At 38.4% G+C, this 22,924-nt stretch carries 22 protein-coding genes and 2 pseudogenes; 11 read left to right on the top strand and 13 right to left on the bottom strand.

The annotated features are described in order from the left end of the window. The first annotated feature begins 113 nt into the window (after positions 1 to 113). Positions 114 to 569 (top strand): Fur family transcriptional regulator, encoded by a 456-nt coding sequence (locus CA730_RS01820; RefSeq protein ID WP_096663223.1) that lies wholly within the window; start codon positions 114 to 116, stop codon positions 567 to 569. Between the two features lie 219 nt (positions 570 to 788). Here the strand turns inward: CA730_RS01820 and CA730_RS01825 are convergent, their stop codons facing one another. The 5 genes from CA730_RS01825 to CA730_RS01845 form a co-directional block, all read right to left on the bottom strand. Continuing rightward, positions 789 to 1,805 (bottom strand): peptidoglycan-binding domain-containing protein, encoded by a 1,017-nt coding sequence (locus CA730_RS01825; RefSeq protein ID WP_096663226.1) that lies wholly within the window; start codon positions 1,803 to 1,805, stop codon positions 789 to 791. Between the two features lie 19 nt (positions 1,806 to 1,824). Continuing rightward, complete coding sequence (cobN, locus tag CA730_RS01830; RefSeq protein WP_096663229.1) at positions 1,825 to 5,580, bottom strand: cobaltochelatase subunit CobN; 3,756 nt, start codon at positions 5,578 to 5,580, stop codon at positions 1,825 to 1,827. 208 nt (positions 5,581 to 5,788) lie between these two features. Then, positions 5,789 to 5,905: an EVE domain-containing protein gene (locus tag CA730_RS01835; protein ID WP_096663232.1), complete on the bottom strand. Its 117-nt coding sequence runs from the start codon at positions 5,903 to 5,905 to the stop codon at positions 5,789 to 5,791. Further along, on the bottom strand, positions 5,896 to 6,294 hold the full coding sequence (gene vapC, locus CA730_RS01840) for a type II toxin-antitoxin system tRNA(fMet)-specific endonuclease VapC (protein WP_096663243.1): 399 nt from the start codon (positions 6,292 to 6,294) through the stop codon (positions 5,896 to 5,898). The genes CA730_RS01835 and vapC overlap by 10 nt, the downstream gene beginning before the upstream one ends. A 446-nt stretch (positions 6,295 to 6,740) precedes the next feature. Then, the gene (locus CA730_RS01845; RefSeq protein WP_231940103.1) at positions 6,741 to 6,890 is read right to left on the bottom strand and encodes a GxxExxY protein; all 150 of its coding nucleotides are present in this window, start codon (positions 6,888 to 6,890) and stop codon (positions 6,741 to 6,743) included. On the opposite strand from CA730_RS01845, the gene CA730_RS24020 reads away from it, so the two are divergent. Continuing rightward, positions 6,833 to 7,084 carry a hypothetical protein gene (locus CA730_RS24020; RefSeq protein WP_157749894.1) on the top strand — a complete coding sequence of 84 codons (252 nt, stop codon included), beginning with the start codon at positions 6,833 to 6,835 and terminating at the stop codon, positions 7,082 to 7,084. The genes CA730_RS01845 and CA730_RS24020 overlap by 58 nt on opposite strands. 16 nt (positions 7,085 to 7,100) lie before the next feature. Here the strand turns inward: CA730_RS24020 and CA730_RS01850 are convergent, their stop codons facing one another. Together CA730_RS01850 and CA730_RS25360 are read right to left on the bottom strand one after the other, a co-directional pair. After that, positions 7,101 to 8,162 (bottom strand): IS4 family transposase, encoded by a 1,062-nt coding sequence (locus CA730_RS01850; protein WP_096663248.1) that lies wholly within the window; start codon positions 8,160 to 8,162, stop codon positions 7,101 to 7,103. Between the two features lie 29 nt (positions 8,163 to 8,191). After that, positions 8,192 to 8,392, bottom strand: coding sequence for a hypothetical protein (locus tag CA730_RS25360; RefSeq protein WP_096663251.1), 201 nt, complete (start codon positions 8,390 to 8,392; stop codon positions 8,192 to 8,194). A gap of 433 nt (positions 8,393 to 8,825) precedes the next feature. Here CA730_RS25360 and CA730_RS01860 point away from each other — a divergent pair, with 433 nt between their 5' ends. Next, entirely contained in the window at positions 8,826 to 9,494 is a 669-nt protein-coding gene (locus CA730_RS01860) for an N-acetylmannosamine-6-phosphate 2-epimerase (protein WP_096663254.1), read from the top strand. A 216-nt stretch (positions 9,495 to 9,710) separates the two neighbouring features. Here CA730_RS01860 and CA730_RS01865 read toward each other — a convergent pair whose 3' ends face one another. Next, positions 9,711 to 10,256, bottom strand: coding sequence for a hypothetical protein (locus CA730_RS01865; protein WP_096663257.1), 546 nt, complete (start codon positions 10,254 to 10,256; stop codon positions 9,711 to 9,713). 7 nt (positions 10,257 to 10,263) lie between these two features. Further along, complete coding sequence (locus CA730_RS01870) at positions 10,264 to 11,472, bottom strand: XRE family transcriptional regulator (protein ID WP_096663260.1); 1,209 nt, start codon at positions 11,470 to 11,472, stop codon at positions 10,264 to 10,266. 1 nt (position 11,473) lies between these two features. Here CA730_RS01870 and CA730_RS26330 point away from each other — a divergent pair, with 1 nt between their 5' ends. The 4 genes from CA730_RS26330 to ygfZ all read left to right on the top strand — a co-directional run bounded on the left by CA730_RS26330 (position 11,474) and on the right by ygfZ (position 13,029). Next, positions 11,474 to 11,554 carry a hypothetical protein gene (locus CA730_RS26330; RefSeq protein ID WP_407919792.1) on the top strand — a complete coding sequence of 27 codons (81 nt, stop codon included), beginning with the start codon at positions 11,474 to 11,476 and terminating at the stop codon, positions 11,552 to 11,554. 113 nt (positions 11,555 to 11,667) lie between these two features. Then, positions 11,668 to 11,835, top strand: coding sequence for a hypothetical protein (locus CA730_RS24795; RefSeq protein ID WP_172891150.1), 168 nt, complete (start codon positions 11,668 to 11,670; stop codon positions 11,833 to 11,835). After that, on the top strand, positions 11,832 to 11,990 hold the full coding sequence (locus tag CA730_RS24030) for a hypothetical protein (protein WP_157749896.1): 159 nt from the start codon (positions 11,832 to 11,834) through the stop codon (positions 11,988 to 11,990). Before CA730_RS24795 ends, CA730_RS24030 begins: the two co-directional genes overlap by 4 nt. 46 nt (positions 11,991 to 12,036) lie before the next feature. Continuing rightward, positions 12,037 to 13,029: a CAF17-like 4Fe-4S cluster assembly/insertion protein YgfZ gene (ygfZ, locus tag CA730_RS01875; RefSeq protein WP_096663263.1), complete on the top strand. Its 993-nt coding sequence runs from the start codon at positions 12,037 to 12,039 to the stop codon at positions 13,027 to 13,029. Positions 13,030 to 13,036: 7 nt separating this feature from the next. On the opposite strand, the gene CA730_RS25915 is transcribed toward ygfZ, so the two are convergent. Together CA730_RS25915 and CA730_RS01885 are read right to left on the bottom strand one after the other, a co-directional pair. Further along, on the bottom strand, positions 13,037 to 13,627 hold the full coding sequence (locus tag CA730_RS25915) for a DUF5331 domain-containing protein (protein WP_096663266.1): 591 nt from the start codon (positions 13,625 to 13,627) through the stop codon (positions 13,037 to 13,039). Positions 13,628 to 13,684: 57 nt separating this feature from the next. Beyond that, a complete protein-coding gene (locus CA730_RS01885) occupies positions 13,685 to 14,008 on the bottom strand; it encodes a (2Fe-2S) ferredoxin domain-containing protein (RefSeq protein WP_096671211.1) in 324 nt (107 codons plus the stop codon). A 915-nt stretch (positions 14,009 to 14,923) separates the two neighbouring features. Between CA730_RS01885 and CA730_RS01895 the strand changes: the two genes are divergently transcribed. Together CA730_RS01895 and devC are read left to right on the top strand one after the other, a co-directional pair. Further along, positions 14,924 to 16,141, top strand: coding sequence for an ABC exporter membrane fusion protein (locus CA730_RS01895; protein ID WP_096663269.1), 1,218 nt, complete (start codon positions 14,924 to 14,926; stop codon positions 16,139 to 16,141). A 50-nt stretch (positions 16,142 to 16,191) separates the two neighbouring features. Further along, a complete protein-coding gene (gene devC, locus CA730_RS01900; protein WP_096663272.1) occupies positions 16,192 to 17,367 on the top strand; it encodes an ABC transporter permease DevC in 1,176 nt (391 codons plus the stop codon). Positions 17,368 to 17,568: 201 nt separating this feature from the next. Here the strand turns inward: devC and CA730_RS01905 are convergent. Continuing rightward, positions 17,569 to 18,432: pseudogene (locus CA730_RS01905) on the bottom strand (IS5 family transposase). A 689-nt stretch (positions 18,433 to 19,121) separates the two neighbouring features. On the opposite strand from CA730_RS01905, the gene tilS reads away from it, so the two are divergent. Next, positions 19,122 to 20,096, top strand: coding sequence for a tRNA lysidine(34) synthetase TilS (gene tilS / locus CA730_RS01910; protein WP_096671213.1), 975 nt, complete (start codon positions 19,122 to 19,124; stop codon positions 20,094 to 20,096). A gap of 249 nt (positions 20,097 to 20,345) precedes the next feature. On the opposite strand, the gene CA730_RS01915 is transcribed toward tilS, so the two are convergent. Continuing rightward, positions 20,346 to 20,843, bottom strand: coding sequence for a hypothetical protein (locus CA730_RS01915; RefSeq protein ID WP_157749897.1), 498 nt, complete (start codon positions 20,841 to 20,843; stop codon positions 20,346 to 20,348). Positions 20,844 to 21,268: 425 nt separating this feature from the next. Between CA730_RS01915 and CA730_RS26335 the strand changes: the two are divergent. Further along, positions 21,269 to 22,342, top strand: a pseudogene (locus CA730_RS26335) (Hpt domain-containing protein); the annotation flags it as partial. Positions 22,343 to 22,924: the final 582 nt, after the last annotated feature.

Below are 22,924 nucleotides of genomic sequence, written 5' to 3' on the forward strand. Positions count from 1 at the left end.
AATCCAAAATCGAGTGGCAACCAGCAAATATTCTCAATAAGCAGCGATTGTTGCAAATCAAGCCAAATATTTGTTATATTCTCAATTAATGAGCTTTGTTGAGAAAATTTACTATGACTGTCTACACAACTGGTTCACTTAAAGCAGAATTAAACGACCGTGGCTGGCGTTTAACTCCACAGCGCGAAACAATTCTACATATTTTTCAGGAACTCCCGCAAGGCGAACATTTAAGTGCAGAGGACCTATATCATCGTTTAGAAACTGATGGTGAAGGGATTAGTTTATCAACTATTTATCGCACTTTAAAGTTAATGGCGAGAATGGGGATTTTGCGGGAGTTAGAATTGGGTGAGGGGCATAAACATTATGAAATTAATCAGCCTTATCCCCATCACCACCATCACCTCATTTGTGTTCGCTGTAATTCGACTATTGAGTTTAAGAATGACTCAGTTTTAAAGATTGGCGGGAAAACAGCGCAAAAAGAGGGGTTTCATTTATTAGATTGTCAAATGACAATTCATGCTGTGTGTCCTAAGTGTCAAAGAGCATTGATGCCGCTTTAGTCATTGATCATGGATAATTAGCAATTACCAGTCTTAATTTAGATGGCTAAGAACTTTAGATGATAGGGATAGACATCTACAATCCTGGAGGATGAATCAAGTCGTGGGGAATCTGATGATATGGAGAAAGCGGGAATTAAAAACTTCCGCTTTTAATATAGCGGTATGCACTTGAATGAGATACAGAATTTACAGTAAAAGCCATCCGGTAAGAGATTCTTACCTCCTGACTCCCCCTATATCTTTGAGACTGATACCATAAAATTCTTGAGCGCGACTAATTGCTTTTTTGGTATCAGATGCCATCATGCCGTTGATTTGACCCTTATAGAAACCTTTTTTCTGTAGTCGTCTTTGGATTTCTAGGGTGGTGAAATCACTTTTGGTGGAGTTCTTAACTAAACTATGTAACTTAGAACGGGTGGTTTGTCCAGCTAGGCCATTGATTTCTAGTTTGTATTGTTTTTGAAAGCGTTTGACGGCATCAACTGTGTTAGAACCATAGTAACCATTGGGCTGATTTTGGAGAAATCCGGCGGTGATTAGTTGTTCTTGGAGAATTCTGACGGCTTCACCGCGATCGCCTAAACTAAGTATATCTGGGTGATCTGATTTTTGAGAAGTAGTTGTTTGATTTTCATCGGTGACTGCTGGTAATTTGGCTAATGTGGATTTACCGACAACACCATCAACTGTGAGTTGATAAGCTTTTTGGAATCGTTTTACCGCTTCTTGAGTAATTGGACCAAAAATGCCTGTGGAATTACCATAATAAAAACCAGCGATTTTCAAGCGTTCTTGTAAAACTTTGACATCTGCACCTTCATCACCTTTGCTGAGGAGATTGGGGTTTTTGCGCTTGTTACTCACGGAAATAATATTATTTGGGGTAGTAGTGGTTATTGGGGCTGTACTGATAATTTGGTTATTGGTGGTTTCAATTTGAGATATTTCGTTTTGTTCGAGATTGTTGGTTTCAACTTGGGATATCCAATTTTGTTCGAGATGGTTTACGGTAGCAGCGTTATCATTTTTTTCTAAGGCGAAAACACTACTAACATTATTCAAAATAGATACAGTTAAAGCCACGGGAATCATGTATTTCCACGCACTACCAGAAAAGAGTTGCCAATTTGGTGTGGCTGCTGTTTTAAATAAAGAACTGAGGGATATTAACTCAGTGGTTTCTTCGTCTTGATTGGCAAAAGCTAAATGTAAATACGCAAGATTTTCCATATCCAGTTCCTAAATGAAATTATTTTTCTTCGATAGTTGCTTCCGCTTGATGCACCAAATTGCGGAGGTTTTCGAGGGTTTGTATATTCACATCCTGCCATAAGCCGCGTTGGTTAGCTTCTAGTAATCTTTCTGCAATATCGCGTAATGCCCAGGGATTCTTGTCATGAATAAACTCACAAACGGTAGGATTTTCTAAGTAGGCTTCGACGACACCTTGATACATATAATCTTCAATACATTGGGCGGTAGCATCATAAGCGAAGAGAAAATCTACGGTTGCAGCCATTTCAAATGCACCTTTATATCCATGACGCATGACTCCAGCTATCCATTTAGGATTAACGACGCGGGAACGATAAACCCTGGCAATTTCAGCACTAAGTTGACGGATTTTGGGCTGGGATGTGTTGGAATTATCGCCAAAGTAGGTTTGGGGATTTTTACCTTGGAGGGAACGCACGGCTGCGGTTAAACCACCCTGGAATTGATAATAATCGTCGGAATCGAGTAAATCGTGTTCTCGGTTGTCTTGATTGTGGAGGATGATTTGCATTTGCTTTAGGCGTTGTGCAAAGGCTTCTGCATTTTTATTCCCTGTTTCCTCACTAGAAGAATAGGCGTAAGCACTCCAATTTGTGTAAGCTTGGGCTAAGTCCTGATCATTTTCCCAGTTTTGGGAGGCGATGAGTCCCTGGAGTCCGGCACCATAAGCCCCTGGTTTTGAACCAAAAACACGATATTGCGATCGTTCTTGGGCTACTTCTAAAGATAAACCTTCTTGAGTCCATTGTTCCGTTTCTTGACGAACTGTATCTGCTAGGGGATTTTGATCCGGTGGTTCATCTAAAGCGGAAACGGCTTTCACTGCTTGATCAAATAAAGCGATTAAATTGGGGAAAGCATCCCGGAAAAACCCGGAAATTCGCAAGGTGACATCAACACGGGGACGACCGACAATTGATAAGGGTAAAATTTCAAAATCTACTACTCGTCGCGCTGCACCATCCCAAACGGGTTGCACACCGAGTAAGGCTAAAGCTTCGGCTATGTCATCACCACCAGTCCGCATGGTAGCTGTTCCCCATACGGATAAACCCAGGGTTTGGGGATATTCTCCATGTTCTTGGGTGTAGGTTTCAATCAGGGTTTCAGCGGCTTTTCTGCCGATATCCCAGGCGGTTTCTGTGGGTATGGCACGAATATCAACGGCGTAAAAGTTTTTGCCTGTGGGTAGGACTTCGGGGCGACCGCGTGTAGGTGCGCCAGAAGCCCCGCTAGGAACGTATTTGCCGTCAAGTCCTCGTAAGAGGTTGGTGGTTTCTTGATTGGTTTGTCGTAGGGCTGGAAGGAGTTTGTCGCTGATCCAATCCGTAGGGGCGCAGGGCCTGCGCCCAGAGATAACTTCTTCTACTAAATGGGCGGCTTCTATTTCTAGGAGTTCGACGACATCGCCGATGATGTGGCAGGATTTAAGTCTCTCGCAGAGGCGCAGAGGCGCAGAGAGGGGGGTGGAAAAGTCGTCGGTGAGGGGGTCTATGTCTATTTGCCATTGTTGGGCTATGGCGCGGGTAATGCCGATATAATAGCGGTTGGGGATGCGGGCGATCGCTACTATGATGTCTCGCAATTGTGTTCCTTGGGGACATTGACCAAATATGTGCAAGCCGTCGCGGATTTGGGCTTCTTTAAGTTCGCATAAGTAACCGTCTAGGGAGTTTAAAATTAAGGTTTCAAAGTTGGCAATGTCTTGGGGGTTGGTAATTCCTAAGTCTTTGTAAAGGTTTTCTTTGATGACGAGTTCTTGAATGCGATCGCGTATTGTTGGTAATCTGGAAGGATCTAAACTTTCGGCTTCGTAATATTCATCAATTAGGTTTTCTACTTGTTGCAATGGTCCATATAATTCGGCGCGTGTCATTGGTGGGGTGAGGTGATCAATGATGACGGCTTGGGCGCGTCTTTTTGCTTGCGAACCTTCTCCAGGATCATTGACAATAAATGGATATAAATGGGGCATTGGTCCGAAGGCAATTTCTGGATAACAAGTGTTAGATAAGGCGACACTTTTTCCAGGTAGCCATTCTAAGTTGCCATGTTTGCCAACATGAACTATGGCATCAGCAGCAAAAGATTCACGCACCCAATAATAAAAGGCCAAATAATTATGTGTTGGTTCTAAATCTGGGGCATGATAATTTAAACTAGGATCAATATCGTAACCTCGTGATGGTTGAATACCGACAAAAACGTTACCAAATTGAATTCCAGAAACCGCCCAATTTTGGATTTTGGATTTTGGATTTTGGATTGCATCTAAAATAGGTTGTCCCCAACGATCAATAATTTGTTTTTGGATTATTTCTGGTAGGGTAGAAAAATAGTTTTGATATTCTGCTGCTGACAAACTTTGATTTATTGGTTTCCAGTCTTTTCCTTCAGGATCATTGGTAACGCTAGATGTGAGAATTTGAATTAATTCGTCTCCAGTTTCGGGAATAGTTCCTAATTCATAACCAGCTAATTTTAAGGCTTTGAGAATTTCTACACAACTGGCAGGAGTGTCCAGTCCTACGCCGTTGGCGAGCCGTCCGTTGGTGTTGGGGTAATTTGCTAAAATTAGAGCTATGCGGCGTTCTTGGGGTGTTTTTACCCGCAATCGTACCCAGTTTGCAGCCAGTTGGGTAACGAATTCAGTGCGATCGCTCACGGGTTCATAAACTACCACGTCGGTTTCTAATTTATTATTCCGAGTTTGTAAGGTTTTGAAAGACACAGCCCGACTAATAATTCGCCCATCTACTTCTGGTAATGCCACATTTATGGCAATATCACGAGGTGTTAAACCTTGTGATTCTGATTCCCATTGTTCAACAGAACTAGCACAAAGAATTACTTGCAAAACCGGAACATTTAATTTTTCCCAAAGTTCAGTTTGCGGCGTTTCTGTTTCCAAACTTGCTAGAGAAAAACTGGTGGTATTCATTAACAAGTTAACATGATAATCATCTTTTGCCGCAAACAATTCACACAACTTTTCACTTACACCAGGTTCACGCAATGAAGAAACAAAAACTGGTACAGGTTGTAAATTTTTCTCTATCAAAGCATTACATAAAGCATCAATAACTTTAGTATTTCCTGCTAAATAATGAGCGCGATAAAACAAAATACCAACCTTTGGCTGACTCATAATTGGGCGGGGAAACCCCGCCCCTACATTCTGACTTCTTTCGTACAAACCTACACGGGGAACAGTTTGTGGTGGTGGGGGATTAAACGATGTTGATAGGGCTGTATCAGCGATGAATTGCAAAGCGTTGAGGAAATTTTCTGTACCACCTTCTTGAAAGTATTGCCAAATTTTCTGGACAATTTCTTGAGAAACTGTAGATTTGGAAATTAAATCAAAATCAAGTCCGTCATCTCCTGGCATGACAATGAGGTTTGTACCATTACGGTGTACAATTTCCTGTGCCACTTCTAAACCATACGCCCAGTAAGAACTTCCTCCTATGAGACGAAGTACAATAACTTGGGCAGATTCTAAAACCTGTTCACCATAATCATCTATACTTACTTGTTGCTGTAGTTGTAATAAGTTGGCTACCCTGATTTCGGGGAATTGACTAGGTAATTTAGGAACTACAGCCGCTAGGGTTTGAATATCAGTATCGGCTGCTGTAATCAATACGAAAGGGGCAGGAGTTTGTTCGAGGAAAAATAAACCTTCTGACTGATTTAATCCGCCTGGTGTGGCGCTGATTCTGTGCATAATTGGTAATTAATGATGAGCGATTGTTTATGGTAATGGAGGGGCGATCGCCTTTCCTGAGTAAGCCTGAGTGATGCGTGAATGGCTAAAAACAAGGTTAGAATCACGGATTTTATGGATTAAAGGATTTCACAGATTTTGGTTATCTTAGCAAATCAAAAAACTCCGTGTAATCAGCGTAATCCATATAATCCGTGATTCAGACTTTTTAATTTGCTAATTTTATAATCAACTCAAACTCAGCTTTAGTTAATGGCATTACTGAGAGTCTTGGCTGTTTGAGTAAGAGGGTGTTTGCTAATTCTGGAGTTTCTTTTATTCCCAATCTTCAAGGGCTAGGTTTTCAACTCGTTCAAATTCTCTGGTGTTATGGGTGATCAGGGTGAGATTGGTTGCTAGGGCAATCGCTGCAATTTGTAGATCGTATGCTCCGATAGGTGTCCCTTTAGCTTGTAGTTTGGGACGTATTTGTCCGCAGATTTGGGCGGCTTTTGCCTCAAAGGGAAAGCTAGTTAAATCAGCAAAGAATTTATCTAGGATTTGTAAGTTTTCGGTGGTTCGTGAACCTTTATAAGCTCCATAATAAAGCTCAAATTTAACGACATCACAAATACAGACATCATCAGGGGAAATGGCTAGAAAGTCCTGGTATATTGCAGGGCTGCGGCGGTTGATATAACCAATGCAGGTGTTGGTATCGAGTAGATAAATCATAGGAGTTCTTGTCGTTCTGGTTGTTCTCCTTGAGGTTCTCTACTTAGTGGTTCACCTTGCCATGCGCCAAAGGTGCTAAGATAAGAAATTGCTGTGACCATTGACGTTTTATGGGTTTAGAGATAGGTTGATAAACGAGTAAAATTTCTAGTTCTTCGCCTGAGTGGTTGGGTAGTGGAATCTGAAGTACGCCTTGATCGTTGACGTGGGCGTTTATTTGTATGCTTTGCATTGCTTTGTCTCCTAATTATTATATATTTTAATAAACGGTCAGAATCACGGATTATACGGATTAAAGGATTTCACGGATTTTAATTTATTGTTATGCCACAAGTCCCCGCTATTGGTGTAATCATGCTGGTGTTCAAGATTTTGTTTATCTATCACTGTGACAGATAACCTAATCCGTGCCATCTGTGTAATCCGCTCAATCCGTGTTCAGATGTTTATGTTTTTATTAGTCTTTTAAATTGTACGCTTTCACTACCAAAATTAATCAATAATCCAACTTCTAATTTATATACTTTGAGATAATTTAATGCTTGGGCAAAGTGGACATCTTCTAGTTGTTTGGTGGCTTTTAATTCGACTAATATTTTTTCTTTTACTACAAAATCAGCGCAATCTGTGTAATCCGTCTAATCCGCGTTTGTGGATTTTAGTTGTGTATTGCTATAACTATGGTGCAAATCTTTCGAGAATCGCTTCCATAGACTGTTTATGTTGGCTATCATCGGAGTATGAACCTGTTCCTGATGCGATCGCAATTTTGTCAAAACCTCTAGCTTGAAGTTTGTCAAATAAATCTAAGTACAGGACAAAAAATTGAGAGAGAGAAGAAAGTCGTCATATTTCAAATCTAAATCAGTAACAAGAGAACGCAGATAATCTAAACCGTAACGAAAAACACTTTTAGCAAAACGTCCATGTTTCTTGATTTTGATAGGTTGGTGTTGATGCAACCATTCTCCAGTCTTGACAGCCCAACACATAGCTAATGACAGTAAAGCTAAGAGCTTACTCAATCGGTTAGAATCAATAAAATGTGTAGATTCCAAGCAAAAACCACGAGTTTTAAACATACCGAACAAAGTTTCAATCCCCCAACGACGGCCATAGTCAGCAATTATGGTTTGGGGAGAAGTATCAGAAATCACGATTAATAACTTGCCATCATCAAGACGTAAACCAGCTACATAAACTGAACGACCCCAGACCCAACGACGAGTAGATAAAACCTGAGATTCACCCGCAGCCAGATGAGCAAAAATGACGCTACCTGGAAGAGTCTTTTCTGTATCACTAATTAAATCAGTGTGACGAATCCTGATTCGGAATGGAATATTTGGTTCAAGCAGTAAATAACTTAACCATTCTGCCCCCACGAATTCTCTGTCAGCACTGATATAGTCAACTTGTGCATCTGGGAACAGTTGTCCAAATCGGTCAAGTAAATCCATTCGTTCATCCGTGTTGGAGTTACCTTTCTTCTCCAATATCTGCCAAACTAGGGGGTAAGCGACACCATTATGTACTACTCCCAACATGAGGATATTTAACCATATTTGACCAAAACGCCATTCAGTCCGGTCAATACTTAACACCCAAGGCTGGGGAATGTTCATGATTTTTACAATCATTTTCGCTATGACTGCATAATCTATATCAAAATCTCGGAAAAATCTTTGCAACCGTTTGTAATTGGATTCGTTTTTAGCACAGTTGCGAAAACCAGTTGCTAATTCTACCAAGTTCACTGTCTTTACTCTTAATAAAGATATTAAAAATAACGCTAAAAAGCTTAGACGCGCTCCATGCCATTCCAAATGTGGTTTTAGTGTGTCTCGTAATAGGTTAATCTGGTTCATAGGGGTTTCTTTGATTGTGTGGTAACTTTCTATGAAACCCTTTCTCTGTTTCCTTTGCAAGCTTTTTCTCTATTTTTTGTCCTGTACAGAGATCCTGATAACATTGGTAGAAAATGATAAAATAATTCCTCAAAGGTTTCAAAATTACCAAGTTGATGTGGTGTCACAAATAAATTTTTAGGCTTGGTTTTAGTAGGAAATAGTAAATTTGTCTGTTGACTTTCCACCATTTAGCCTTTCCTTGTAAAGAGGGTAAGTGTAGTAAGTGTGTTATTATAAGCAAGTAGTAAATCAAAATTCATTATACTCCTATTTGACTCCATACCTTATTTTACGCATTAGAACTAGGCGATAGCGAAGCACTGCTGCAAGCGGTTCGCTTAATTAACTGCAATGAACCAGCCTTAAAGATTACCGATACCCTGAGTATAATTGAGTTAGTGTATGAATATGGTAAAGTCCCCGACTTCTGACCGAAAAATTTTAGATTTTGGATTTTAGATTTTGGATTGGGAATTTTCGGTACAAGCCCCGCCCCTTCATGGCGGAATTAATCAAAAATCGCCAATCTAAAATCCTCAAGCTCCACACTTTAGGTTGGAGTCAATCCAAAATCTGTTGACAGTATTTCATTACAATTTTTAGACAATAACAATATCAAATATGACTAATTTACCAAAAGGATTAATCGTTTCCTGTCAAGCACCTGTAAACTCTCCATTACATGATCCTTATGTAATTGCGGCCATGGCACAAGCAGCGGTAAATAATGGGGCTGTAGCTGTGAGAATTGACACTCCCAGTCATATCCAAGCTGTGCGGCAAAAAGTCCAAGTTCCCATTATTGGACTGTGGAAACAAGTAATAACTGGTTCTAATGTTTATATTACACCACAATTTCATCATGCTGTGGCTGTATCTGAAGCAGGTGCGGATATTATTGCCGTAGATGCTACTACGAGAAATCGTCCTGGCGATGAAAAGTTGGCAGATATTATTACTCTCATTCATCAGAAATTAAATAAGCCAGTTATGGCAGATGTAGATACCTATGAGGCTGCACAATTAGCTGTAAATGCAGGTGCAGATATTGTGGGAACTACTCTTTTTGGGTACACAACGGAAACTCAAAACTGTTCTCCTCCTGGTTGGAAATTACTCAGCCAAATCATAGAAAATCTTGATACTTTTGTGATTTGTGAAGGTGGTGTTTCTTCACCGGAAATGGCTAAAAAGGCTTTGGATTTAGGCGCTAATGCTGTTGTTGTTGGTGGGGCAATTACTGGAATTGATTTGTTAGTTAAAGCTTATATAATGGAAGTCAGGAGTTAAGAAGATGTTTGAAAAGTTTTTAATGTATAAACAAACCCCTCTCCAAACCTTTCCCCTGCAAGGAGAGAGGCTTTGAAAGCGGCTATATCCTATGTGGTTTCTAGAAGGGTTGTTCAAGAGATTCTTCCTTACTTGAAAACAGATCCACATCCTCTGGTAGCGGCTCAAGTTCAGGAATTGATGAAGAAATCTGTAAGGTAAACATAGAGAAATAAATTAAGAAGCACTTATCCACCACTTTCGTAGAGGATCATTTTTGGGTGGGATAAAACGTCCTTTAATCTGAATTGCATTGAGGACATGACTTAATATTGAAGAATTAGGGTTTTCGGATTCTGACCAATGTTTTATTATTTCTGAAGTTGATAAAATTTGAATATTGATATTTTCCTTTTGTATAAATGCAATTGCTCGTTTATCATCAGTTGCTACTGCCCATTTTCGATTGACAGCAATAGCAAAGGTTGCTGATTCACCATCATCAAGAAAAGCAGCATAGTTAACAAATGATTCCTCCTCCTCTTCTGATTCAAAATCTACAACTTTTAATAAACTCTGTGTAATAGCCGTCTCAAATTCTAACACAGCATCGTTTTCTTCTTCCTTAAGACTTTGGAGTGTGTTTAATTCTCGTTCTTGTACAACTGTAGTTACGATAATTTCTGCAGGAAGAGATTTCAAAATTGCTAAAAATTGACCTGACGCACAAAGATTGAGAACACAACAAGCATCAAGAATAATGTGGGAGTGATTAATTTGCATATTTTCCTCACTTCCCAGCAGTTTGTATCTGACGCAAATCAAAATCCGTATCTTCTTCCATCATTCCACTTGAATACTCCCGTAATACTTCCGCAATACGACGGGCTTCTAAACGATCAACATGGAGAAATTCAGCAAAACGCCCTTCCGTAATTAAACCTTGATCTAATGCTTCAATTGCTAGGTGTTGGTAGTGCAGAGGCATCATATCAACCCGTTGGGGAATCTGTTCTAAACCTAGTTCTTCCTGTACCTTTCTGACTTTTAAACCTCTATCTCGCAATTTCTCCCAAGTTCCTGAAGGTAGAAGTTCCATTTCTTCTAACCGATAAACTAGGGCTTCTATGGACACACCATAATAATGCGCTAGTGTAAATAAATTGGTCGGTGTGAATTTGCCATGAGTACGGTACATATCATTAAACCGCTTTAGCAATCCACTGGTAGGCATCAAGAAATACTTGGGGAAAGTTTCCGCTAGTTGTTCACTTTCAGGAAATCGTTGATATTGACCATCAAAATGAAATTCTGGTTTTTGCCGATGCGCTAAAAAGTGCAGATATCCATGCGCCATTGACCAGCACCGACGCTCTTCTGGATGATTAGCATTGATAGCCATACAACCGCCAACTTCTTCGTTATAGCTATACACTTCTGAGTATTTTTGCGGCATCTGCAAATAGAAGATCCGTAAACCCACATCTTGTTCTAGGATGTCGCGTAGTTGGGAAATAGGCGCATCACCTAAACCCAGCCGTTGACGTTCTGCTACCGCTATACTTTCCGCAGCAGATTTGATCGGCATATCTGTTACTTGATATTCAAGAGGATAGTTACGCGCTATTGGCGCATCCATGATTTTCTCAAGTTCTAGATAATTCTGGCATAATTCCTCTAAATGCAGGATAAATGGTTCAATTTCTGCCTGTTGTTCTTGACTACGTTGATAAACTGCGCGAAACTGCACTTCAAAAGGTTGGACTATTGGACGTTGACGAACAAATTCACTCACAGAACGTCCGTAAGCACGAGCAAGTTTAATTAATTCATTGGCTTTGAGGCGACGTTCTCCTTTTTCAATCGCGATCATGGTAGTGCGTGCAGCATCAATAATCTTAGCTGCATCAGCTTGAGTCATGTTGCATTTTTTACGGGCTTGTTGGAGGAGTTCTCCTAATGTCCGTAGATCAATGTTATCCAGGATATTGGTAGTCATGATGTTGTTATTTCTGATAATGTCAGGTATTAAATATATTATTTTAGCTATAATGTTAGGTTTTTATATAGCTGACCACTGAATTACCTGTTAATGTTATACTTACCAGTGACTCACCTGTAACTACTGTAATTCATTATTAGTCAATCAGACTAATAAGAACGATAATTTAGGAGTAGTGAATCATGGTGAGATATGCCTTCCAAAAAACCGCAAATGACAATTCGCATAGAAAAAGATGAATATAAATACTTAGAGGATTGGGCTACTAGAAAGTTTCTCAGTGTTCCGCAATTAGCTAAGGTGATTGTCAAGAGAGCGATCGCCCAAAATAAAAAATCTCAACAAGTAGAATCACCATGACAGATAAAGAAAAAATTTCCAGACACGCAGCTACAGATAGAGATAAATGTCAGGAAATAGCTGATAAATACGGATGGGAATTAATAATAAAATTCTCAAAGTTGATTTTGGGGCAACAGACCAGAGTTTTTACTAATTACCAAATTATTTGCTAATATTTTTCAGAAGATAATATTGAAATTAAGGTAACTTTGTACCACTATGTTAATATCAGCAATTGATACTAAAGATGTAAAGGCTATGCAAGCGGTACGGGAAGGGGTGGTGGTGGGCGATCGCTCTCCTTCGGGACTTATCCGTATTTCTGGCGATGATATGCTTCGCTTTTTACACAATCAAAGCACTAATAATTTTCAATCGCTCAAACCCGGTCAGGGCTGCGATACTGTGATGGTGACATCTACAGCCCGCACGATAGATTTAGTTACTGCTTATGTATTAAATGATGCTGTTTTATTGTTGGTTTCCCCTAACCGTCGTCAGGAACTGATGAAATGGTTAGATCGGTATATCTTCCCTGCTGATCAGGTTAAATTAACTGATGTTACCGAAGAAACAGGGATATTAAGCCTCATTGGACCCCAAAGTCATGGTATTGTTGAAAAATTGGGCGCTGGTGATTTAATTGGTCAAGCAGATGGTAATCACATTTTAGTTGATGGGGTGATAGTTGCAGTGGGTAGCGGCTTGGCTGCACCCGGATATACACTGGTTTTACCCCGCGCGGAAAAACAAACATGGTGGGAGAAAATACGGTCATTGAGGGCTGAGGAATTGAGCGATCGCGCTTGGGAAATGTTACGAATATTACAAGGTCGTCCCGCTCCCGACTCAGAACTCACAGATGATTATAATCCCCTGGAAGTTGGCTTATGGCACACAGTTTCCTTTAATAAAGGTTGTTATATCGGTCAAGAAACCATTGCCAGACTCAATACATACAAAGGTGTAAAACAATACCTGTGGGGAATTCATCTCAGTGCTGCGGCTGCACCAGGAACAGTCATCACCATTGGCGAAGAAAAAGTAGGTAAACTTACTAGCTATACAACCACTCCTGATGGTCATTTTGGACTAGGTTACATCAGGAGTAAAGCTGGTGGAGTTGGCTTAAAAGTGCGAGTTGGAGAAGCAGCAGGAGAAATAATGGCTATTCCGTTTGTCTCCCACGAATATCCATCAAGTAATGTCTAATTATCCATTACCCATTTCCTCTACCTGGACACAATTCATCTATCCAAGACGGTAAAATATTGTTATGAGTAGATGAAATCCGGGTAATATTTGGGGTGGGAAATCCTGTAGTTATCAATCGTTTATCTATTTGTTCCCTTCCCAATCCTCCAGGTAGCTTGACTGAAGAATGATGATGAATCGGTGTAGCAACAGCAATCACAGAAATGCCTGTAGTCATTTTCAATAACACCTGTTTGTGTTCTTTGGGTACAGGTGAATCTGTCAAGGCTATATGAGCCGGAGAGGTACTAACAATCTCATTTTTTGCAGTAGAATGCTGGGATTTTAATAAGTTTAATTCCTGTTCAGGATTGAAGTGCAAACACAAAGCCGCAATTATCTGATCAGGATCATTGTTTAAATCCGAAATGAAAGGGAGAATTTTTTTTAACTCTGGTTCTAAAGTAGATAAAGTCGCTAGAATGTAACCAGAAGAAGGTCGGCGAATACCATAATAATCTTTCCAGATTCGTACTTTCACTAACCAAGAACGATTTTGTTCGTAATAAATTAGCCACTTCTTTTTTAATGATTGACGTAAATGCTGAATATCCATTCATTCCCTCACTTCTTACTGTACCCAATTACAGCATTTATATATTTTCAGTGATCTTTATCCCTGGGGATGAAACCGATAATAAAGCATTTTCTTCACTCTTTGACCACCTAATAAATGTTGTTCTACCAATCTGGGTACTTCTTGGGGTAAAACCCGACAATACCAAACCATTTCGGGTACAACTAGCACCATTGGACCATTACCACATTGACCTAAACAGCCACTAGATGTAACTGTCACATTAGGTAGAGGAAAAGCTTTTAAATCCGCTAAAACTTCCGTTGCACCCTGTTTTCTACAAGTACGATGTTGACATACTTTTACACAAATAGGAAGAGGTTGTTCCTGTATTTGGATATTTGATATTAATTCATTCATCGCCATTTTGACTATAAACGCCAATTCTCTAGTATTAGTGAATAACCCAAATCTTGAATTCTTTTATAATGAGATAAATTACCTGTAACTAAGGTAAGATTATGACTAATAGCAATAGCAACAATCATGCAATCAGGATAACCAATCCTCTTTCCTGTTATTTCTAAATCAGCATAAATTTTTCTGGCTAATACAGAAGCTGTTAAATCAAGCGAAGCGCTCCGTAGGAATCGCTATCTGACTATTTTAGCCCTATAATGGTAATCTTGGTGTATTACAAAATGAAGTGCGGAATGTGGGTTTAATTAAAGAAATTAATGAGTTATAGCAAATTGCAGATTAATGAGGTAAATGATCTAAATTCAAAGCCAGACAGCAAGCCAGTTTTACCCCTGACTCCTGCTGTATAAGTATTCATATTTCTATCTCATTTTGTCTAAAATCAGTACGCAAGCAAAATTAATTATATAAAAAATTTAGATTTAATGTAGGGGTAGCGCCCCCGTGCCTACCCTCGTATTTGGTGCAACCACAGGAGGTTAGACCCCTACAAAATTGATTGGTTTAGGAATTTTAAAATGTTCAATTAATTTTGTACAGGTATATATACTAATTTTACGAAAACTGTCATCTGTTAACCATCTGACTTTCTATTCTGGCATATTATCTCTAAATGTTCGTTTCTGTCAAAAATTTAGAATTGATTTGTCATTTGTAATGCAATAACTTGACTAAATTACAAAAAAGGGAACAGGGAAGATAAAAGAAAAATGTTCTTTATCCTTTATTCTGAACTCCTGACTCCTGAATTCTTACGAGTGTAGAAACTACATTTTGAGATTTTCCAGGATTTCGTTTTCTACCTGATATTTTTTATTAACTAATTTTGAAACAGCACTGAAAAGGTATGCAGTTGTGCAAAACCACAAGCTAAAAGGTTCATTATCTTCTCAGTTTATTCTCCGATTAGCGATAGCGAAGCGCTCCGCAGGAATCGCTATTGCCATTCTGGCATCTTTATCTGTGGCTAGTATTAGTGTGTTTATTGTCCTCAAATTTCGGGATATAGATCATCAAAAATCAGCCAGTCCTGTGGTAGCCCTACCAGAGATAAAAACCGTCACAGCACTGGGTAGAATTGAACCAGAAGGGGAAGTGATTAAATTATCAGCAGCGATATCTGGAGAAGGAAGTCGAGTTGAGAAGATATTAGTCAAAGAGGGGGATATGGTAAAAATAGGACAGGTAATTGCTATTTTAGATAATAGCGATCGCTTACAGGCAGAATTAACTGAAGCCACAGCAGAAGTAAACATAATTAAAGCTAAAATTGCCCAAATTCAAGCAGGTGCTAAACCTGGAGAAATTACCGCCCAAAAAGCCATCATTGACAGATTAGCAGCCGAAAGTCAAGGTGATATTGATACTCAAAAAGCAACTTTAGAAAAATTACAAGCAGAATTACTCAATGCTGAAGCTGAAAATAACCGTTATCAGGAATTATATACAGAAGGAGCAATTTCTGCTTCTCAAAGAGATAGTAAAAACTTGAATGTACAAACTGCTAAAAAAAATCTTCAAGCAGCACAGTCACAGTTAAAAAAGCTGGAATTAAGTAGTCAACAAAAAATAAAAGAAGCTGCCGCAACCCTCAACCAAATTTCTGAAGTTAGGAAAGTAGATGTAGAAGCAGCAATAGCTGAATTAAATCGAGCAGATGCAGTAGTGAAAAAAGCCACCATCAATCTTCAAAAAGCTTATGTAAAATCTCCTCAAAATGGACAAATATTTGAAATCTACACTCACCCAGGAGAATTAATTTCTAGTAATGGCATTGCTGACATTGGTAAAACCAGTCAGATGTATGTAGTTGCTGAAGTTTACGAAAGTGATATTACAAAAATTATCCAAGGAAACCAGGTACGGATAGTTAGCGATACCTTTTCTCAAGAATTACAAGGAAAAGTAGAACGCATCGGTTTACAAGTAAGAAAACAAAACCTCACCAATACAGATCCTTCCAGCAATATTGACAACAGAATCGTAAAAGTTCACATCCGACTCAATAAAGCCTCTAGTCACCAAGCAGCCAAATTTACCAATATGCAAGTTAAGGCAATTATTAGTCTTTAGTCAGTTATCAGTTGTCAGTTGTCAGTTGTTAGTTGTCAATTATCATTTCTATGATTAGTATTTTTCAAAAATTGTGCCGACGAACTCCTTTGGGTTGGTTACAACTTACCCATGAAAAAAGCCGTTTATTTGTAGCAGTATCTGGTATTGCTTTTGCCGATGTTCTCATGTTTATGCAGTCAGGTTTTCAAACTGCTTTATATGATAGTAATACTAGATTACATCGGAGTTTACAAGCTGATATTATTCTCATTAGTCCCCAAGCCCGTAGCTTACAAAGTATGTCTATTTTTTCTCGTAGACGACTCTATCAAGCAATGGATGTACCAGGGGTGAAATCGGCTGAAGCTATGTATTGTAACCATATTATTTGGAAGAATCCCCAAACACGATTAGAAACAGGAGTGTTAATTATTGGCATTAATCCAGATCAACCAGCTTTTGACTTACCAGAAATTAATCAACAATTACAAAAAATTAAATTACCAAATACAGTTTTATTTGATCGGGCAGCCAGAGGAGAATATCAGCAAGCAATTCAGCAAATTCAACAAGGTAAAACTGTTACAACTGAAATTAATGGTAATACAATTACTATTGGTGGCTTATTTAAACTTGGTGCTTCCTTTGCGGCAGATGGTAGCTTAATTACCAGTGCAAATAACTTCTCCCAAATCTTTGCCAGACAACCTACAAGTAGTGTGAGTATCGGTTTAGTTAAAATCAAACCAGGCTATAAACTTGATCAAGTTGTTGCCCAATTAAAGGCTTATTTAAAAGATGATGTTAAGGTTCTTACTCATCAGGAATTTATCGAATTTGAAAATAATTTTTGGAGTAGTAATTCCCCCATTGGGTTTATTTTCAACCTCGGTGTATCAATGGGATTCGCAGTTGGGGTAATTATTGTTTATCAAGTTCTTTCCACCGATGTTAATGCCCATTTACGAGAATATGCAACTTTCAAAGCCATAGGATATCGTCATAATTATTTACTAACTATAGTTTTTGAAGAAGCTTTAATTTTAGCAGCTTTGGGATTTTTTCCAGGGTTAGCTGTATCTTTAGGACTTTACCAACTAACCAGAACAGCGACAAACTTGCCCATGTATATGACGATAATTCGTGGTGTACAAGTCCTCTTTTTAACTATAATTATGTGTGCTATTTCTGGAGCAATTGCTACTAGCAAACTCCAATCTGCTGATCCTGCGGATATGTTTTAAGAAGTATATATATAAGTAGCTGAGGGGGTGACATAAACCTTTGAAATAAATTCGAAAATTCCATCTCTCAAACTTTTACTCTTTGCGCCTCTGCGTGAAATAAAATCATACTTTTACTCAGCAACACCGATTATTGGTACAAAATCGGTAATTCTAATAACTAAATAATTGGACAAAAATAGACCTCTTGCATAATTACTTTTATGTTATGGTGGAGGTTCGGCTTTTTGGAACTGCTAAATTTAACTCGTAGTTATAAATTGCTGCTAGTAAGTTACAACGTAGACCATAACGACGACGGCGATTACGATATCTATCACCAAAAATCTTAAAAATTTTCAGGCGGCGATTGATATGTTCAATACCGATTCTTTCCTTTGCTAAAACCCGATTATAGTCTTTTTCTAAGGTTGAAAGTTCTCTCTTTTTAGGTTTTTTTGGCGTGTAACTGTTGCTATGATACTGATTAATTCCTTGATAACCACTATCTTGTAAACTTTGTGTTTCGGGGTGAAAATGAACCCTACTAGCTTTAAATAAGGCAAAATCATGGCAGCGTCCTTTACCAAAAAAAGTACAAATAATTTCTCCTGTTTCTTGATTAATAATCAATTGGCTTTTGAGTGTGTGACGTTTTTTATTGCCTGAGTAAAATTCCTGTTGTTTTCTTTTTGGACGTTCAATAGGCGTTTCGGTTACATCCATTACCACTACTTCAGGTTGACTCAAACCACCTTTTAGCAAGGCTTTTTTCCCAGGCAGTCGAAACATTCCTGACTGCATTAGTTCTGATTCTACACGATGAACAATACGACAAATAGTTGATTCTGATACTCCCCAACTAGTCGCAATATGAAAATAAGTTCGATATTCTCGCCAATATTCTAGGGTAACTAAAACTTGCTCCTCAATTATCAGTAAAGGTTTCGATACACTTGGGCTTTTTTTATTAATAGTTTGAAATTATTTTAGATTTTTAACCATTTTCTTAAAAGTCTTTCTTCTCACTCCAAAGCGGCGTTTAAATGCTCTTGGTTTTAGTTGTTGTATGGATTTATAGTTCATCTTTTCATCACCTTAGATTCTGATCATGACAGAATTTAATTTTATCTTTTTTTGGTGATGTTTTTTATGCCAGAAGTTCCGCGATTACAGATCTACAAATACCCCAGGTATCAATCTTTTTAGTTATCTCACCCCATTTAAGATTAAAAACTCCCCATTTTAACACAAAATCAATTCTGCAAGAGGTCTATTATATAGGACTTACGCACGCTCACTAATTTACCATGATATGAATGAACGAAATTGCGTCGTTTTCGGCTTTGGGAATAACTTATTGAGTAGGGTGCGTCAGATAGAGGGAATCTGTTTTTTTGTCAAAATATCGTGTCTGACGCACCCTACAAGGGATAAAATTTACGTCACATATTTGGGGAATCTTGTCAATGCGTAAATCCTATTATACTAAAAACGGTTCGCAGCCTTACCATTAAAATCTCTAAGAATATTAATATACAAGGATTTTTGCCGAGGCAAAAGTCTAGCAATCATCGGTTTTCAGGATAACTTACTGTAAAATAGTCGCAAAAGTGAATACATAACTGATGCAATTTAAACCGAAAATGAATCAACAAGAGTTTAATCGCATATTTGATAACCTTACAGAAAACCGTAAAAACTTATTGCAAAAAATACTTTCAGTCCCAGGAAATTAAATGAGCGATAATGAATCAAGCAAATTAACTGATGATATGTCCTGGACACCCCTCCACGCCCAAATACATCGTACCATCCGCGTCCGTCATTTATTTGAGCGCGACAAAAATCTATTAGTCGCAGTATCCGGTGGACAAGACTCTTTATGCTTAATTAAATTATTATTAGACTTACAACCCAAATGGGAATGGAACATAGCCATAGCCCATTGTGATCATTGTTGGCGTGAAGACTCTCAAGCTAATGCTCACCATGTTGAAAATTTAGCGAAAAGCTGGAACACACCCTTTTATTTAAAAACAGCCAACCAACCTATCAATACTGAAGCCACAGCCAGAAATTGGCGATATCAAGCCTTAACGAAAATCGCCCAATGTTATAACTATCAATATATTATTACCGGACATACCGCCAGCGATCGCGCCGAAACCTTACTATACAATTTGATTCGTGGTACTGGCACAGACGGTTTACAAGCATTAACTTGGCAACGTCCACTCACCGAAAATATTACCCTAATCCGTCCACTCCTAGAAATCACCCGTTCCCAAACAGAACAATTTTGCCAAAAATTTCATCTCCCAATATGGGAAGACTCCACCAATCAAAACCTCAAACATCCCCGCAACCGCATTCGCCAACAACTAATTCCATATCTCAAAGAAAACTTCAACCCCCAAGTAGAAGCAAACCTAGCCCAAACAGCAGAACTCCTCCAAGCAGAGGTAGAATTTCTAGAACAAACAGCCCTTCAGTGGCGGCTAGAAGCCTCAGCAAAGGGTGATAAAGATAATTTACAAATAAACAGGCGAATTTTACTAAAAGCACCCCTAGCAATACAACGTCGAGTCATGCGTCAGATCCTCCAAGAAATACTTCCCCATGCACCCAACTTTGAACACATTGAAAAACTCACAGCCCTAATCACAGCCCCCAATCGTTCCCAAACAGATCCTTTTCCTGGAGGTTCAACAGCCATAGTCCAAGGTGACTGGATTACCCTCAATTAACCTGAGTTCGGTGTTAGGAGTTCGGAGTTCAGAGTTATGATTTTTTCAACGAGATCATAAGGGTTTGAGACTCATATTTGGGGCAGTTTTCCAAAAATTATCTTATGTCTATGCCCGTGTCAGCACAAAAACCCAGTTGTTAGACCTTGACACACAAATAGATTTTTTAAGTAAAACTTACCCAGGATGTCGAGTAGTTAAGAGGTTGTTTGAAAAGTATAAATGATTGTAAATGGGTAATTTTTTGTGCTAGAGAATCCTGTGCCTGTTGCAATTCATTTTGGCGATCGCCAAAATGAATTGCAACAGTTCCTCTCCCTCCCTTTGCTGCTGATTAGCTGCATGACGTTGGATGTCCAACTTTTGCCAATGTAGATTCAAAGCATCCTGCTGTTTATTGGTAAACTCAAAAGCGTAATCCAGACTTTCCTGAGCTATATCAACAGGAGCAGATGTACTCGATAAAAGATTAAGCAAATCACTTAATTTCTGACCGCGCTCATTATCTACAGATTGAGACTGTTTAACATTTAATCTAATCTCTTCTAAACAGTGCTGCTCAACGCGCAGATGTTCCCAAGCACCTTCTAAATCCCAGTGATTACGTTCAACTTCTGCCCGTAAACGCTCAACTTCCGTCCGAGACCTATTAATCAAGTGTTGTTGCGTATCTATCCATTTAGAGTCATTCTCCATTTTTTGTACCTTCAGAAGTAAAAATCTTTGGCTGTCTGGCTTTTGACCCAATTTTTGTCCCTCATTTGAGTGGGTAACGCTATATTACAACATTGACCCATGGGAAACATCATGAGAACATGTAAAACTTTTACTTAGGACTTACGCATTACCCACTCTCGATTGGTTTTAGTAAGCATTGCTACTTTACACTACTTAATATCATTCAGAAATCATGGACAGTCAAAATCAGAGAGCAAAGAGTAACCTGGAGGAGAAGCCTATCAAGAAATTTATGAGACTCAAAAATTTTATTTATTAAATTAGACTGAGTGTAACCTATAGAAATAAAAATTGTGCTGTTGCTAGGTATGAACCAGCTAGTACCGCAGGGCGTTCGTCAAAAGTCAAAACGAATATACAATGAGCTTACCTTTTTTATTTGCTATGCGCCTTTTCTTACCCCTTTTACCTGTAGTAAGCCGATTTAATTAACTATGCAGCCGGAACAACAACGGATTTTAGGTTACTTTCTCGAAGAAGCCAGAGAACACCTAAACACTATTGAACAAGGATTACTGAATCTTCAACGGACTCTGGAAGATTCAGAAATGATTAATGAAGTTTTCCGTGCAGCCCACTCTATCAAAGGTGATGCGGCCATGTTAGGTCTGAGTAGTATTCAGCACACATCCCACCGTCTTGAGGATTGCTTCAAAATTCTTAAAGAACATCCTATTCAAGTAGACCAAAGGTTAGAGTCTTTGCTACTGGATATCTGTGATACATTGAAAGCCCTGATAGACAATCTTGGCAATCCCTTTGGTTTATCAGAAGAAAAAGCTCAAGCTTTGATGGCAAAAACTGAACCAATAATGCAATGGCTGAATGAGCATATAGAACTACTGGTAAAACAGGGTAATAATGAAGTATTAAACCCTCATAACGCATCCGCAACCCGGTTACAAATAGAGTCGCCTGTTTCCCCACAGATACAAAATTCACCTGTACCAAGCAAACAAAATCAGGATTGGACACAGTTTCAAACACAGGTGTTACAAATTCTGCGGGAAATGTTGCAACAGTTTAAAAAAACTAACCTAGAGACTTCCCGCAACAATTTACAAGAATGCTGTCATCAATTAGCAAAAATTGGTAGAGAATTAAATTTATCAAATTGGTGCAATCTATGTGAATCAGCAGCCCTGGCTATATCCAATCCCGATAATAGTTATTTAACTTTAGCCAAAATAATTATTACTGAAATTAAGCAAGCGCAAGAATTAGTTCTCCAACATAAAGATACGGAAATTACTATTAGTCAACAATTAGAAAATCTGTTTCCTCTTACACAACTGGAGTTATTAGAATTTGAAGAAACGGAACCTGGGGAAATTTTATTTACAGATACGACAGAAATAAATTTAAAATCCAATAGAAATGGATTTATTGATCCACCTTTGTTTGATAATCAATCAACTGTGATTCAGCATTCTCCATCTGAGTTAAACACTCTGGCTGATTTATTTGAAGGCGATACCCCCGATTTAGAAGATAATTGGCAACAAGAAGAAATATTAGAAGATGTCACTAGCTATCAGTTACAAATTACCAACAGTGAAGTTGAAGATAATAATCACAATTTAGCTGATTTTCTCTTCTTTGAAGATGACAATACACATAAAATAACTGCAAATAATCATGAAGATTTAAGTCTCTTGTTTGATGATAGTTTATTAGAATCAGGGAATATAGCTGAAACAGTTAGTTCTCAACTGATAGAAACTAGTAATCTGTTGTCAAATCAGACAGATTTACAATTTCCATCAGATGATGTATTACTAGAATTAATCTCAATTTCCAGAGAATCTCGTCAGCTTAATTCTGAAAATGAGACAAATAGCAGTAATAATTTAGAAGAATTATTGACGTTTACTGCCGATGATGAACTAATATTTACGGATGAAACAACTGAATCAAAAAATATTGCAATTTCAGAAATAGTTACAGAATCTCCAATCAGTTTTGATAATTCCTTTTTATCAGCGAATGCAGATATCAATTCTCCAGCAGAAAATATTCCTACAACTGTAAAAATATCAAAAATAAAACCATCAGCACCAGAAAGTTTATCATTAGATAATTCATTTACA

This window comes from Dolichospermum compactum NIES-806, assembly GCF_002368115.1.
GTDB lineage: Bacteria > Cyanobacteriota > Cyanobacteriia > Cyanobacteriales > Nostocaceae > Dolichospermum > Dolichospermum compactum.